15 protein-coding genes and 1 pseudogene are annotated in these 14,009 nt (G+C 51.2%); 11 read left to right on the top strand and 5 right to left on the bottom strand.

Annotated features, from left to right (window positions below; all coding sequences use genetic code 11):
• Nucleotides 1-24: 24 nt before the first annotated feature.
• Both B5G34_RS16440 and B5G34_RS16435 read right to left on the bottom strand, forming a co-directional pair.
• The gene (locus tag B5G34_RS16440; protein ID WP_087340106.1) at nucleotides 25-282 is read right to left on the bottom strand and encodes a DUF6809 family protein; all 258 of its coding nucleotides are present in this window, start codon (nucleotides 280-282) and stop codon (nucleotides 25-27) included.
• Entirely contained in the window at nucleotides 279-611 is a 333-nt protein-coding gene (locus B5G34_RS16435) for a DUF3846 domain-containing protein (RefSeq protein ID WP_204245974.1), read from the bottom strand. Before B5G34_RS16435 ends, B5G34_RS16440 begins: the two co-directional genes overlap by 4 nt.
• A gap of 722 nt (nucleotides 612-1,333) precedes the next feature.
• On the opposite strand from B5G34_RS16435, the gene B5G34_RS16430 reads away from it, so the two are divergent.
• The 3 genes and pseudogenes from B5G34_RS16430 to B5G34_RS16420 all read left to right on the top strand — a co-directional run.
• Nucleotides 1,334-2,233, top strand: a complete 900-nt coding sequence (locus tag B5G34_RS16430) for a DUF6017 domain-containing protein (RefSeq protein ID WP_087340103.1) — start codon at nucleotides 1,334-1,336, stop codon at nucleotides 2,231-2,233.
• 5 nt (nucleotides 2,234-2,238) lie between these two features.
• Nucleotides 2,239-2,721 carry a PcfB family protein gene (locus B5G34_RS16425; protein ID WP_087340140.1) on the top strand — a complete coding sequence of 161 codons (483 nt, stop codon included), beginning with the start codon at nucleotides 2,239-2,241 and terminating at the stop codon, nucleotides 2,719-2,721.
• Nucleotides 2,718-3,504: pseudogene (locus B5G34_RS16420) on the top strand (type IV secretory system conjugative DNA transfer family protein); the annotation flags it as partial. The gene B5G34_RS16425 and the pseudogene B5G34_RS16420, both read left to right, overlap by 4 nt.
• Here the strand turns inward: B5G34_RS16420 and B5G34_RS16410 are convergent.
• The 3 genes from B5G34_RS16410 to mobC all read right to left on the bottom strand — a co-directional run bounded on the left by B5G34_RS16410 (nucleotide 3,414) and on the right by mobC (nucleotide 5,370).
• Entirely contained in the window at nucleotides 3,414-3,638 is a 225-nt protein-coding gene (locus tag B5G34_RS16410; protein ID WP_162609509.1) for a DUF6050 family protein, read from the bottom strand. The pseudogene B5G34_RS16420 and the gene B5G34_RS16410 sit on opposite strands and share 91 nt — an antisense overlap.
• Before the next feature lie 92 nt (nucleotides 3,639-3,730).
• Nucleotides 3,731-5,080 carry a relaxase/mobilization nuclease domain-containing protein gene (locus tag B5G34_RS16405; RefSeq protein ID WP_087340094.1) on the bottom strand — a complete coding sequence of 450 codons (1,350 nt, stop codon included), beginning with the start codon at nucleotides 5,078-5,080 and terminating at the stop codon, nucleotides 3,731-3,733.
• Complete coding sequence (gene mobC, locus B5G34_RS16400; RefSeq protein WP_087340090.1) at nucleotides 5,041-5,370, bottom strand: plasmid mobilization relaxosome protein MobC; 330 nt, start codon at nucleotides 5,368-5,370, stop codon at nucleotides 5,041-5,043. The genes B5G34_RS16405 and mobC overlap by 40 nt, the downstream gene beginning before the upstream one ends.
• A 295-nt stretch (nucleotides 5,371-5,665) precedes the next feature.
• On the opposite strand from mobC, the gene B5G34_RS16395 reads away from it, so the two are divergent.
• The 8 genes from B5G34_RS16395 to B5G34_RS16360 all read left to right on the top strand — a co-directional run.
• Nucleotides 5,666-6,613 (top strand): AraC family transcriptional regulator, encoded by a 948-nt coding sequence (locus tag B5G34_RS16395; protein ID WP_087340087.1) that lies wholly within the window; start codon nucleotides 5,666-5,668, stop codon nucleotides 6,611-6,613.
• Nucleotides 6,614-6,735: 122 nt separating this feature from the next.
• A complete protein-coding gene (locus B5G34_RS16390) occupies nucleotides 6,736-7,449 on the top strand; it encodes an energy-coupling factor transporter transmembrane component T (RefSeq protein WP_087325443.1) in 714 nt (237 codons plus the stop codon).
• Between the two features lie 2 nt (nucleotides 7,450-7,451).
• Nucleotides 7,452-8,864: an energy-coupling factor ABC transporter ATP-binding protein gene (locus tag B5G34_RS16385; protein ID WP_087340084.1), complete on the top strand. Its 1,413-nt coding sequence runs from the start codon at nucleotides 7,452-7,454 to the stop codon at nucleotides 8,862-8,864.
• 32 nt (nucleotides 8,865-8,896) lie between these two features.
• Nucleotides 8,897-9,514, top strand: coding sequence for an MptD family putative ECF transporter S component (locus B5G34_RS16380; protein WP_087340081.1), 618 nt, complete (start codon nucleotides 8,897-8,899; stop codon nucleotides 9,512-9,514).
• A 159-nt stretch (nucleotides 9,515-9,673) separates the two neighbouring features.
• Nucleotides 9,674-11,488 carry an ABC transporter ATP-binding protein gene (locus B5G34_RS16375; protein WP_087340077.1) on the top strand — a complete coding sequence of 605 codons (1,815 nt, stop codon included), beginning with the start codon at nucleotides 9,674-9,676 and terminating at the stop codon, nucleotides 11,486-11,488.
• A gap of 2 nt (nucleotides 11,489-11,490) precedes the next feature.
• Nucleotides 11,491-13,227 carry an ABC transporter ATP-binding protein gene (locus B5G34_RS16370; protein WP_087340074.1) on the top strand — a complete coding sequence of 579 codons (1,737 nt, stop codon included), beginning with the start codon at nucleotides 11,491-11,493 and terminating at the stop codon, nucleotides 13,225-13,227.
• A 24-nt stretch (nucleotides 13,228-13,251) separates the two neighbouring features.
• Complete coding sequence (locus tag B5G34_RS16365; RefSeq protein ID WP_087340070.1) at nucleotides 13,252-13,659, top strand: manganese efflux pump; 408 nt, start codon at nucleotides 13,252-13,254, stop codon at nucleotides 13,657-13,659.
• Nucleotides 13,620-14,009: integrase DNA-binding domain-containing protein (locus tag B5G34_RS16360; protein ID WP_204245973.1), on the top strand; the 390-nt coding region annotated here is incomplete at its 3' end. The genes B5G34_RS16365 and B5G34_RS16360, both read left to right, overlap by 40 nt.

The raw sequence follows: 14,009 nt of genomic DNA, 5'->3' as shown, positions 1-14,009 counted from the left end.
CCATCGTAGTTTATAGTATGTAGTTTAGTTTTGGGACGATCCGGATGGCGGAAAGAGATCCAGTGCCAGCAGAATGGCCACCCGGACGCCCTCCCGGAAGGCCCCCTCCACAGAAGCCGTTTCCCGCTTCACAAAGACATCCTCCAACTTGTCCAGCAGGGCGGCAGTCTCTTGGTCCAACTGTTTGCGCAGTTCCTCTGACAAGGCCATCATCTCCTCTGAGCATTGGGTGTACACCGGCTCCCCGTAGCGGAAGCCGTCCTCCATAAGCCGCTCCATCATAGGTAAATCTCCGGTCGGTCAAAACGGCGGCGGTAGTGTTCCATTTGCTCCGCCGTCAGGCTCTCAAAGTCCTCGCTGTCCGGCGTGGCGGCACACAGGAAGAAGGTGCCTGCGACAATGTCGTAGATCTCCCCGTTGTCCAGCCGCAGACAGCGGTTGAGGGTCAGACCGACCAGCTTGCCCTCCTCGTGGCAGATGAGGGCCACCGGCTCCTCAAAGGGGTAGACCGCCTGAATGGGGCCTCCTACCGCCTGCTGCATGGCCTCCAGGGTGTTGTCCAACTCGACCGTCCGGGGCGGCTCCAGGGGTGGGACCAGTAGTACGTTCATAACCATACCTCCAGATAAAAGGATAGCCCAGGGAGCATGTACTCCCTGGGCTTCATGGTTATAGTATATAGCTGTATGCTTGCCAATTCCGGAACATGCAATTCCCATCTAAAACAACACGACTCTCAAACGCTCCTGTCAGAAGTTTTCTAAACAGATTTGCTTATGGGATTTAGTTCATGATATTGTCATTCTTTTCATTATTCAGATAGTGATGGCTATCTGATTTTTTGTTGCCATGGTGTTGCCAAGAGCATAAACGCAGTATACAGATTTTCTACCCAAAAATCAAGCCAAAATCTGATTATCCCTTGAAAACACTGTATCCACGGGCATTTCAGACAGGTCAAAACCATCTCATTTACTACGATTTTACTACTGTTGAGTGAGCCTTGACACGCTGAAAGACCACGAAATGCCAAGATACGGATACAGCACCCGTCAATCGGGGCCTCCGCCCCGTGACCATATAACTGAATACAGACCGGCCATCTGCCGGGGCAACGCCATGGGTAACACAAACCTGTGGCGTTTTTTTATGCCCTGCCGGGGGTACGCAAAACTGTATGAATACGGGTGGGAAATCCCCTGTTTTTTCGCCTGTGGGCGGCGCAAACGAGGCCGCCCATATCCTTTCCCTTATGGGAGGCCGGGCGGTGATATGGGGGCGTAAACCCGCCGAAACGAACACTTTTCAAAACCGAAGGAAGGAGGTATCCAACATGGCGGTATTCCGCATTGAGAAAACCCGCGATTACACGGTGATGTCCAACCATCACCTGCGGGACAAGTCGCTCTCGCTGAAAGCGAAGGGCCTTCTCTCCCTCATGCTCTCCCTGCCGGAGGAGTGGGACTATACCACCAAGGGGCTGGCCCGGATCTGCAAGGATGGCGTTGACAGTATCTGCGCCGGGGTGCGGGAGCTGGAGGAACACGGCTATGTGATCCGTCAGCGGGTCCGCAACCCCAACGGCCAGCTCGGCGCCATCGAGTACACCATCCTGGAGCAGCCCAGACCGCCGGAACCTAAACCGGAAAAACCTGAACGGGAAAATCCAGTCCTGGATAATCCTGAACAGGCTTTACCTGTCTTGGGAGAACCTGAACAGGAAAACCCCGCACAATTAAATACTAATAGATCAAGTAAAGAAAAATCAAAAAAAGATCTATCAAGTACGGAAGGATCAAATCCTGTCCTATCAATCCCCCAAACCCCCAGGGGCTCGGACCGGAAAGGACGGGACTGGATGCAGGAGCGTGAGAGTTATCGGGAACTCATTTTGGAGAACATCGAGTATGACTGCCTCATCCAGAACCGTCAGCTTGACCGGGACCGTCTGGACGAGCTGGTGGAGCTCATGGTGGACACGGTATGCTCCCGCCGGGAGACCATCCGCATTGCCGGGGACGACTACCCGGCGGAGGTGGTCAAGTCCCGGTTCCTGAAGCTGGACAACTCTCACATCGAGTATGTGCTGGACCGGATGCGGGAGAACACCACCTATGTCCGCAATATCAAGAAATACCTGCTGGCCGCTTTGTATAACGCCCCGGCCACCATCGACAGCTACTACACTTCCCTGGTGAGCCACGATATGTACGGCGGCGGAGATCGGAGGTGATGTGCGTGCAGGAAGAAATCACCCAGGGCGTGGTCTCTCTTTCGGTGGAGACCGGCAAGATGACGGCGGACCTGCTCCAAAAGGCCGTGAAGAAGGTGCTGGAGGAGATGCAGAAGAAGCCCTCCCAGCGCAGCTTACACCAGGGGAAACAGACCCTGCACCAGCTCAAACAGCATGGGGCCTCCCTGACCAACATCGAGATCACGGAGCAGAACATCAAGGCGTTTTCGGCGGTGGCGAAGAAGTATGACATCGACTATGCCCTGAAAAAGGACCCCACAACCGACCCACCGCACTACTATGTGTTCTTCAAGGCGAAGGACAAGGACCAGCTTCAGCCGGCCTTCAAAGAGTTCACCGCCATGACCCTGAACCGGGAGAAGCGCCCCACCATCCGGGAGCGGCTGGCCCAGGCCCAGGAACAGACCAAGGCCAAACACCGGGAACGGGAGAAGGTCAAGGCCAAGGACCGGGAGGTGGCGCGATGACCGACAAGCTGAAAAAGCAGATCATCCGCAACCTTCCGTATCTCATCTTTGTGTATCTCTTTAACAAGCTCTGCCAGGGTGTGAGGCTTTCCCCTGGGGCGGACGCCTCGGAGAAGCTGCTCCACATCGGGCAGGGCTTTTCGGCGGCCTTTGCCAGTCTGGCGCCCAGCTTCCATCTGGTGGATCTGTGTGTGGGCGCCGCCGGCGCGGTGCTGATCCGGCTGGTGGTCTACTCCAAGGGCAAGAACGCGAAGAAATACCGCAAGGGCATGGAGTACGGGAGCGCCAGATGGGGCACCCCGGCCGACATCGCCCCCTACATGGACAAGGACTTTTCCCAAAACGTCCTGCTCACACAAACGGAGCGGATCACCATGTCGAGCCGCCCGAAGGAACCCAAGTACGCAAGGAACAAAAATATCCTGGTCATCGGCGGTTCCGGCTCCGGCAAGACGAGGTTTTTCGTCAAGCCCAACCTGCTCCAGTGCCATTCCTCCTATGTGGTCACTGACCCGAATGGTAATTTACAATAAGGATAAAGGGAGCGCGCACCCTCAAGAAAGGAGGTTACACCCCATGAAGAAACAGCCGGACAAGGGAAAAATCACAGCCCTGTACGAGCGTCTTTCCCATGACGATGAGCGAGCCGGGGAAAGCGTGTCGATAGAAAACCAAAAGCGCATTTTGGAGGACTACGCGCAAAAGAACGGCTTTACGAATATCCGGCACTTCACCGATGATGGAGTGCGGGGAACGACTTTCAAGCGTCCGGGGCTGGACGCTATCCAGAGCCAGAGAAGATCCAGCTCTCCATTCCTGATGCAGGCGGATTTGAAAATGCAGTACAGCAGCCCGGCGATGGCGACGGGCAAAACCGCCTTCTTGAAAAAGTCCTTGACGGCCTCGGTTCTCGTCATTGGCAGCACCTCCATTCCTGTCTCCATTATACCGGGAAAATCTGACTGCGCCCAGGGGCCTTTGAAAAGTCCGGCAAAGCGCACAATCCTACCTATTCCAGTTCGTGATTCCGCTGCCTCTGCGGTTCGGCTTCCCTTGGCTTTTCCAGCAGGGCCTCCACATTCTGGCGGAGGGTGTCGTACTCCCGCTCCTCCCGCTGGGCCTTCCGATATTCCGATTGCAGGGCGGTCCGCCTGGCGGTGAGCCCGTCCATCTCGGCCCGGAGCCGTTTGGTGGCGGGCAGGGGTACAGCGTCCAGGCGTTTCAGCTCTCTTGCCGCCGCCTCAAACAGGATGATTTCGCCCTCATGCCCCCGGAGGAACTTCTCCTTGTCCCTGGACTGGCGGTATTCCTCATACAGGGGACGGAGCTGGCGATAGGTGGCGGCGTGCTTCATGGTGAGGGTCAGCCGCTCCATTTCTTTCTTCGTTGCCCGGAGGTCCGCCTTCACCCTGGCGGTGGCGGCCGCCGCCCCGTCGCACCGCTCGGACAGATCCTCCATACTTCCGATGCCATGCTCCGTCAGGAAGTTCAGCGTTTCCGCCGCCCGCTTCAAGTTCTCGATGGTTGCCCAATGCTTGTAACCGGCGCTCTGTTGGGCCTTGATATTGTTCTGGATGTCGATGAGCAGGCTGGGCTTCCCGGTGCGCTGCTTCGGCTGGCGGGAGGGGCTGGGCCTGCCGGCGATCCGGGCGGTCAGGGCCTCCTCTGCGTAGTCGGCGCCCAGGGCCTTCAATCGGGTGAACCGCTCCTGGCCCGGTGCCCTGGCGGAGATGTACTTGCCCCGTTTCAGTTCGTACCCTTCCCGCTGAAGGCGGCGGAGCAGGTCCTCCAGGCCGGCGCAGCCGGGCAGGAGCCGGTCGATGGCGGAGCGCAGCTTCGCCTTGTAGCTGGTGCCGTTCTGTTCCGCCTGGTGTTCGATGTAGCTCTTGCCCTTGTCCCGGCCTGGGACGATGACGGACAGGCCATGCTCCTTGCAGATTCGGTCGCTGGTGCGGCGGATCTCATGGTAGCTCCGCTTATTGGAGTGGTAGTGCCGGTGATCCTGGAAACTGACCGCATTGAAAATCAGGTGGTTATGGACGTGATCCCTGTCTATGTGGGTGGTGAGGACAAACTCATATTTTCCCCCCAGGACCTCCCGCGCCAGCTCCATGCCGATCCGGTGGGCCTCCTCCGGCGTGACCTCCCCAGGCTCAAACGCCTGGATGAGGTGCCGGCCCAGGTTCGTGCCCTTGTCGATGGCATGGCGGCGGGTCCAGGCAAATTCGATGTCGGCGGTCTCGGCGGAGCAGCCGAAGGAGGACACCAGCAGTTTCCCATCTGTCTTATCGGGATTGCAGATATAGTCGATGGCCGCTTTCAGCGTTGACTTAATAGGATGCGTCTTTGTAACTGCCATATCTGCTCTATCCTCTCCCGGATCTCCTCCATGTCGGCCTGGTAGGCCGGACCGCCGGCGTTCAACCGCTTGGCGATCTGGTTGATGTTCTGGCCGATGGCGGAGAGGGCGCGGGTCATCTCCTTGATGTCGGTGGTGTCCACCTGGATGATGTACCCATCAATCGCCATTTTGCGGAGATAGGCGCCGCTCCGCTTTGTGTGGAGCTGGGCCATTTTCTCCTCAATGAGCCGCTTTTCCTCCTCTGTCACCCAAAACTTCATCTGGATATTCCGCTTTCGGTTTGCCATGCTGCGCCGCCTCCGTTTCCATAAGGGTCTGGGACTATCCCAGCAAGCAATTTTTCGATTTAGGGGCAGGGGTCCCCCTAAATCAAAAATCCGCCAGTGGGTACTCACTGGCTGTGCTTGCTATCGTAATCCTACCCTCGTATTCTCCCTCTACTAATACTACAATTTGAAACGGAGATTTTGGCCGAACATTCAAGAAAATACTTTTTATAAATGGGCTATTTTCTTGAATTTTGTCCAGGCGTGTGTTATTATAAAATCAGTAAGTTATAACTAACTGATTGGAGTGAGGATAATGGGAAATGCCAGTTTCAATCAAGACTGGTACGGTATGCAGGCCAAAGTTCTGGCGCAAAGTGATGATCGTGTAGTCGTAGATTATGGCTGCAAAGGCCGGGGAATTGTAAAAAACTATAATCTGTTTGAGGGAATACAGCTTTGTTTCCTCGATTTTGAATCAGATGAGTCTATGGAAACACAAAAGTTTAATCCAGATATTATTCAGATCACGCACTGCCAGACCGGCCGGTATGAATGTGAATTCGCTAATCATACTGTGTCGTATTTGCCAGAGGGCTATTTTAGTGTTGCAGCAACAGAGCATTTGCCGGTTTCTTTTTCTTTTCCGCTGGGAAAATATTATGGAGTCAGTCTTGTCATAGACCGGCAGGCACTTTCGGTCGGAACGCGTCGGATGATGCAGACAATTCCCATTGATCTTGATAAGATCGGAACTACACTGGGAATAGAAACAAGATGGTATGTCAGTGAGACCCCGCCACAATTAAAGCATCTTTTTTCAGAATTGTATACTGCGGCAGAAATGGAGCCCATCGGCTATTTCAAAATCAAGGCCATCGAGCTTCTGTATCACATGGATCAGCTGACACAAGTCAACGGGTGCGATCTAAAATATTTTGATAAGAAGCAGATACAGACTACAAAAGCTATTCGAGAATACCTTATTTCTCACTTGGATGAGAAAGTTTCCCTGGAGCAGTTGGCAAAAGAGGCACACTTGAACCTCTCCGTTTTTCATCTGGTGTTTTCCCATATCTATGGGGACACACCGTATGCCTATCTCAAAAAATACAAAATGAATTTAGCAGCCCAGTGGCTTTCGGAAAATAAAATGAAAATCGGGGATATAGCTTTAGAACTTGGATATAGCAATGCCAGCAAATTTGCTAAAGCGTTTCAATCTGTGTATGGGATGCTCCCAAAAGACTACCGGAAAAAATAGATAGGAAGAACGGGCTGTTTTTCAGGTCTTTCCAGAGGAATGGAGCAGAAAAAATTTACGCAAAAAGATATAATGAGCCGGTGCGGTTAGTTTATGCTAACGCATCGGCTTTTATTTAGGAGGTGGTATCCCTGCTGACCATAGATACTCGAATCAAGTTGCTTTTATTTTTACTTATCAACTTCATGGTATTTGGCTTGAAAGATTTTGTCCTTGGCAGCGTGTGTTTTTCCTTTATCTGTATTCTTTCGTGCCTGATGGGGCAGAAAAAGATTGTATTGAAATACATCATCTTTTATGTGGTGATTGCGGCCATACAGCAGCTTTGCGCCTTCCTTCCCCAGGCCATCGAAACTATTTTGTCGATCTTCACATTGTTTATCCGGGTAATGATACCCGTGGTACTCTTTGCTTCAACCTTTATCGCTACAACGAAAGTCAGCGAATTGATTGCGGCCATGTACTCGCTAAAAATTCCTCGGAGCATTACCATTACATTCGCTATGGTATTGCGCTTTTTTCCTACTTTCAGTGAGGAGATCCACAATATTTATGACGCGATGAAGTTAAGAGGCATCGCCCTTTCTTGGAAAAATGTATTCACGCGCCCCATGCTCATTCTGGAGGCAATCGCTATCCCCATCGTGATGCGCTCTGCTTCGATTGCAGAAGAATTATCTGCTTCTGCGGTGACGAGAGGCATTGATAATCCGGCGCAACGGACTTCGTTCATTCAGCTAAAAGTTCATGCTAAAGATTGGATGGTACTGTTCTTCTTTCTCGTTGCCTTTGTGGTGCTGTTTTTCTGCAAATATCAGATATATGGGAGGATATGATGATGATTGATATTGACCATGTATCTTTTCAATATTCCGGTGCTGAACGGGAGAATCTGCAAAATTTTAATTTGCAGATTGAAAAAGGGGAGTGTGTTGTCCTTACTGGCGAATCTGGATGTGGAAAGACTTGTGTGACCAGGTTGATAAATACACTTATTCCCCACTTTTACGAAGGGGAAATGTCCGGGACGGTTCTCATTGACGGAGTTGATACCCGCACGATCCAACCGCACGATTTGTCGGACAAGATAGGCTCTGTCTTCCAAAATCCACGCAGTCAGTTTTTTAGTCTGGATACGGACAGCGAGATTGTGTTTGGTATGGAAAATAAGGGAATGCCCTATCAAGTGATGCTGGACCGTTACCAACAGACTATCCAGGAATTACATATTGAAAAGTTAAAGGATCGCAACCTGTTTGACTTGTCCGGCGGACAAAAGCAGACCATAGCATTTGCCAGTGTTTACGCATTAAACCCTGATATTTTTGTTCTGGACGAGCCTTCCTCAAACCTGGACCCGGAGGCCATTCAAGAACTACGACGGCTACTTTTGCTGATTAAGGCGCAGGGAAAAACGATTATTGTATCCGAACACCGCCTTTACTTCTTGAATGGGATTGCCGACCGCATTGTCCTTATGGAGCATGGTAAGCTGAAACAATCTTGGTCCGCCAGTGATTTTGCTTTACTCAGTACCGAGCAAATCAAGGCGCTGGGACTTAGAAGCTATACGCCTACAAGGTTAGAGCTTCCCGAAACAGCACCCTCTCGAAACGATACCCCGGCTGTCGAAGTCAGAGATCTGGCGATTGGATATGAAAAGGGAGAACCCGTGGCGCAGCACCTGAACTTTTGTGTCTACCCTGGAGAAATTGTCGGCGTGGTAGGGAAAAATGGTTGTGGCAAATCAACTTTGGCCAGAACCCTATGTGGTTTGCAAAAGGAACTGCATGGAGAAGTTCTATACAAAAACAGTACGGTTCCAAGTAAACGGCGGATCAAGAAAGCGTATCTTGTCATGCAGGACCCGGACTATCAACTGTTTACTGATAGCGTTTACCAGGAACTACTGCTGGCATTGTCCGACCAAAAGGATAAAGATGAAAAACGAATAGATGATATTCTGGACGAGCTGAATTTGACAATTTATAAAGAGCGGCATCCAATGTCCCTCTCTGGCGGTCAGAAGCAGCGCACCGCTATTGGCGTTGCGGCACTCCGGGATGCAGAGGTACTTATTTTTGATGAGCCTACAAGCGGCTTGGACTACAAAAACATGGAGAGCGTTGCAGGAATTTTAAGTGCGCTGTCCAAAAGAGGGAAAGCCATCCTGGTGATTTCCCATGACAATGAACTACTGATGAAGATTTGTTCCCGTGTCATTCGCGTGGCTGAAAGGACTTCATCTTAGTTATATACAAATAATAGAAAGGGGCTATCTGTATGAGTGAACAAGCAAAACCTGTCGGGGCATCCGACAAAATGAAAGCAAAGGACTTTATCACGCTGGGCATTTTTACGGTGTTATTCTTTGCTGTGGTAATGGTGTGCATCTTTGCCTCCGCAGCTACCGTGGTGACTTTCGCCTTTGGGAGCGCCATTGCTGCAATTCCCGGAGGCATTATCTATATGCTGATGCGCGCTAAAGTGCCAAAGGCTGGGAGCGTTCTCTTGAGCGGTGTGGTGATCAGCCTGATCGAGTTTCTAATTGGCGCAGGATGGGCGGTTGCCGTTGGCTTTATTGCCGGTGCCGTAATTGCGGAGCTGCTGGCCCGCGCCGGCCACTACAAGAGCTTCTGGCTGAATACCATTGGTTATTCCGTCTATATGACATTCTTTGCGCTGGGCACCTATCTCCCTATGGTCATCATGACCGGCTATGTGGATGATATGTCCACCTCTAACGGCGTGAGTGCCGAGTATCTGACGGAGCTACATAGCTTTATGAATGGAACAATGGTAGTCATCATTGCTGTTGTGACCTTCGTTGCAGGCATCGTCGGCGCTTTGATTGCAAAAGGCGTGTTCAAAAAGCATTTCCAGAAGGCGGGCATTGTCTAAGCACGATATAGTTGCGGCTAACTCTCTGGTATCTTTGGGCTATTTTTGGCGCCGGAACAGAGGTATGGAGTAGCAGGCAATTTCAAAGGTTGATAAAATGAATGGCGAGGTTAGCAATTTCTAACCTCGCCATTTTCACTTTTAAGGAGGGTTCATGCTATGTCAAACGCAAAGTCGAAACAGGCAAAACCAAAGACGGGTTTGGCACGATGCATGGAATTGGCTTCTGACAGAAAGGGCCTTGTATTCTTAGCTGCGGTTCTTTCGTCACTGGCGGCCATTGCTTCGTTCATCCCGTACATAGCGGTCTATTTTATGATCCGCTCAATTATCGGTGTTTTTCCGAACCTTGACCAGTTGGATATGGGGATGGTCATGAATTATGGATGGCTGGCGCTCGCCGGGATCGTGGCGAATATCCTGTTATATTTTCTGGCTATTTTCAGTTCCCACATGGCGGCGTTCGGCACACTGTACGAGCTGAAGGTCTTGTTCGCTGACCATATCACCAAAATTCCGTTGGGCTATCATTTGACCATCGGCAGCGGGCGCCTGCGTAAAATCATGGATGAGAATATCGAGAGCGTGGAAGGGTTCATTGCCCATCAATTCCCGGATTTCGTGGCGTCTGTCACAGCCCCCATCGTCATGGTCATCATTTTACTGGCCGTTGATTGGCGGTTCGGGCTTGCCTCTTTGGTCGGTATCGTTCTGGCGTTTGTTGCGGAGTTTATTGGCTTTGGCAGCGGCGAGATGAAAGAGAACATGGGCAAGTATCAAAAGGCCCTGGAGGAAATGAACAACGCTTCTGTGGAGTATGTTCGTGGAATGTCGGTTGTGAAGGCATTTAACCAGACGGCATCCTCTTTCAAAAAGCTCAAAGAAGCGATTACCGGATATACAGAGTGGGTCCTGAAATTTTCCCTGGGCTGGCAGAACTGTATGCCCGCCTTCACCACAATCATCAATAATGTTTATCTGATCCTTGTACCCGTCGGAATTTTAATCGGCTCCAGGTCGGATGATTTTGCTGGGTTTGCCATGACCTTCATTTTCTATCTGCTCTTTGTACCCGCAATTTCCGGCGTGTTGAACAAGATCATGTATATCTCCGAGTCGTTCATGCAGATTGATGGAAACGTAGCTCGGATGGATGAAATTCTGAACATCCCCGAAATGCCGGAAACGAGCCATCCCAAGAAACCCGCCAATGATGATGTTGCTTTCAAGGATGTCAGCTTTTCTTACACGGGAGATACACACGAAAAGGCGCTGGAGGATGTTTCCTTCGTTGCGAAGCAGGGACAAATCACGGCTATTGTTGGCCCGTCCGGCGGTGGCAAGAGTACGATTGCCAATCTGATTTCCCGGTTTTGGGATGTATCTTCCGGCAGCATTACCATCGGCGGTGTAGATGTGCGAGATATGGCGGAGGATGACCTGATGCACCATGTCAGCTTTGTGTTCCAGGATATTTTCCTGTTCAAGCAGAGCATTTTGGATAATATCCGCATGGGCAACCCTTCGGCCAGTGAGGAACAAGTGATTGCGGCGGCGAAAGCGGCTCAATGCCACGAATTTATCTCCAAACTGCCCAACGGGTATCACACGGTGGTCGGCTCCAAAGGCATCCACCTCTCTGGCGGCGAGCGCCAGCGGATTGCCATTGCGCGGGCTATTATCAAAGACTCGCCTATCATCGTGCTGGATGAGGCAACGGCGTTCAGCGACCCGGAGAATGAATATCTGATCCAGAAAGCCTTTGAAAAGCTGATGCATGGTAAGACAGTTATCATCATTGCACACCGCCTCTCCACGATCCGCAATGCAGATAAGATCATCGTCATGGAGAAAGGTCACCTGGTCGAAGAAGGAAAACATGACGAGCTGGTGGCCGCAGGCGGACGCTATGCACAGATGTGGAACCACTATACAGAAGCGATTGGCTGGAAAATCAGCGGAAAGGCGGTGTAACTATGAGCAGATTACAAAAAGCTCTCTTTTTATCAGACAAGGGTTACGCAGATCTGAAAAAAGCAATCTTCGCCTGCACATTGACGAACCTCGCTATGCTTCTGCCGTTCTGTGTAACTGTTATGATTTTCAGTGAAATTCTGACACCCTTTGTCAGTGGCGGCTCCATTCAGTGGAACCATATCTGGATGCTGTGGGGCGCAGGTATTGTTTCGGCCATCCTGGTATTTCTGGCCGCCAAAAACGATTACCGCAAAACCTATATTGCCTCGTATAAGGAGTCAAACACGACCCGGCTGCGGATTGCGGAGCATCTTCGGAAACTCCCTATGAATTTCTTTAACACCAAGGACCTTTCCGAACTGACCACGAATATGATGGCAGATTGCAGCAGCATGGAGTCCCTGCTCAGCAGCACGATCCCTCCGCTGATTGCAAACGGCATCACGGTGACCCTGACCTGCATCCTGCTGGCCTTCTTTGACTGGCGGCTTGCTCTGTGCGTATTCATCACGGTTCCGATTGCCTTCCTCATTATCTGGCTCAGTCGGAACCATCAAAAGAAACTGTTTGAAAAGCAGGTTGACGCAAAGCTGGCTGCCTCTGACCAGGTACAGGAATACCTGGAAGGCATGAAGATCATCAAGTCCTGCGGGCTGTCCGGCTCTCATTTCAGTGCGTTGGATAAGGCTCTGCTTGCCATGAAAAAAATCGCCATCAAGGTAGAAATGGCTGTCGGTGTGTTCATGTCCAGTGCCAGTATGATTTTGCAGGCAGGCGTTGGTATCACAATCTTTGTCGGTGCTATCCTCTTGACGAATGGGCAGATCGAGCTTCTTCCGCTGCTTATGTTCCTGTTGATGGTAACACGGATTTACGGCCCGATCCTGTCAATCCTGGCAAATTTGTCCTCGTTGCTGAATTTGAATGTGGTCACAAGCCGTATGCGTACCCTGCTCACCACTCCTGCAATGGACGGTGAAGGGAAAACGGTCCCGAACTGTGATATTGAGCTTTCCCATGTGACCTTTGCCTACAATCAGGAAGATGTCATCAAAGATGTTTCTTGCAAAATCCCCCAGGGAAGCGTAACTGCCCTCGTTGGCCCGTCCGGTTCCGGTAAAAGCACGATTTCCAAACTGATTTCCCGCTTTTGGGATGTCCAGCAGGGTAAGATCACCGTGGGCGGAAAAGACATCAAGAGTATGGAGCCGGAAAGCCTCATGTCTTATATGTCCTTCGTGTTCCAGGATGTGACCCTGTTCAATGATACGGTTATGAACAATATCCGTCTTGGCAATCCAAACGCAACAGACGATCAGGTAATTGCTGCTGCCAAAGCCGCCTATTGTGATGAATTTGTCCGGGAGATGCCGGACGGGTATCAGACGGTTCTCGGCGAAAACGGCAGCACCCTTTCCGGCGGTGAGCGCCAGCGTATTTCCATCGCCCGCGCCTTGCTGAAAAACGCTCCCATTATTCTGCTTGATGAGGCAACAGCATCCCTTGACCCGGAGAATGAAGTCTTGGTTCAAAAGGCGATTGCCAAACTGGTGGAAGGTAAAACGGTTATTATGATCGCCCACCGCCTCCGTACAGTTGTGGATGCGGACCAGATCCTTGTTCTTGACAATGGACGGTTGGTAGAGCATGGAACCCACGATGAGCTGATGAAGAAGAACGGTCTGTATCATAAGCTGTTCCGTATTCAGCAAGAGAGCCTTGGCTGGGCTGTGTAAATCGGAGCTGAAGGAGGGGCATAGTTGAACGGAGTAGAAATGCTTTTAATTGCAGTTGGTCTTGCGATGGATGCTTTTGCCGTTTCTGTGGGCAAAGGATTAACTATTCAAGGACAATGTAAAAAAGCGTGTATTGTAACCGGCCTGTATTTTGGCGGCTTTCAGTCAATTATGCCCCTTCTCGGCTTTTTATGTGGGGAAACCGTAATTCAGTACATCGCGCCTATCTCTCGTATTCTGTCTTTCATTCTATTGACTCTGATAGGTTTGAATATGCTGAGAGAAACAATAAAAGAAACGTCCACATCGAACTCTGCATCGATTGCCGCAAAGGTAATGATCCCCGCTGCCATATCGAGGCTCATTCCAGCGATGGAAGGGAGCTTTACATCATGTCAGAGAAAAGACGCGATAGCAAAGGTCGAATTTTAAGAACTGGAGAGAGCCAGAGAAAAGACGGAAGATACGCTTACAAGTACACGGACGCCTGCGGAAAGACTCAATTCGTGTATGCCTGGAAACTGGTCCCCACCGACAAGACCCCCACGGGCAAGCGGGACGATGTTTCGCTCCGTGAGAAGGTGAAGGAGATCCTGCGTGACATTAACGATGGGATCGACACCATCGGCAAGAAGATGACGGTCTGCCAGCTTTACGCCCGGCAGAACAGCCATAGGAAAAATGTCAAGCGGAGCACCGTGAAGGGCCGGGAATACCTGATGTCCGTCCTGAAAGAGGACCCCCTTGGGTCCCGGAGCATTGACAGCGTGAAACTGTCGGAC

It is taken from the genome of Flavonifractor sp. An82, from assembly GCF_002159265.1.
Classification (GTDB): Bacteria; Bacillota; Clostridia; order Oscillospirales; family Oscillospiraceae; genus Flavonifractor.
The sequence above is the reverse complement of the archived record's forward strand: the minus strand, read 5'-3'. Positions and strand labels throughout refer to the sequence as shown.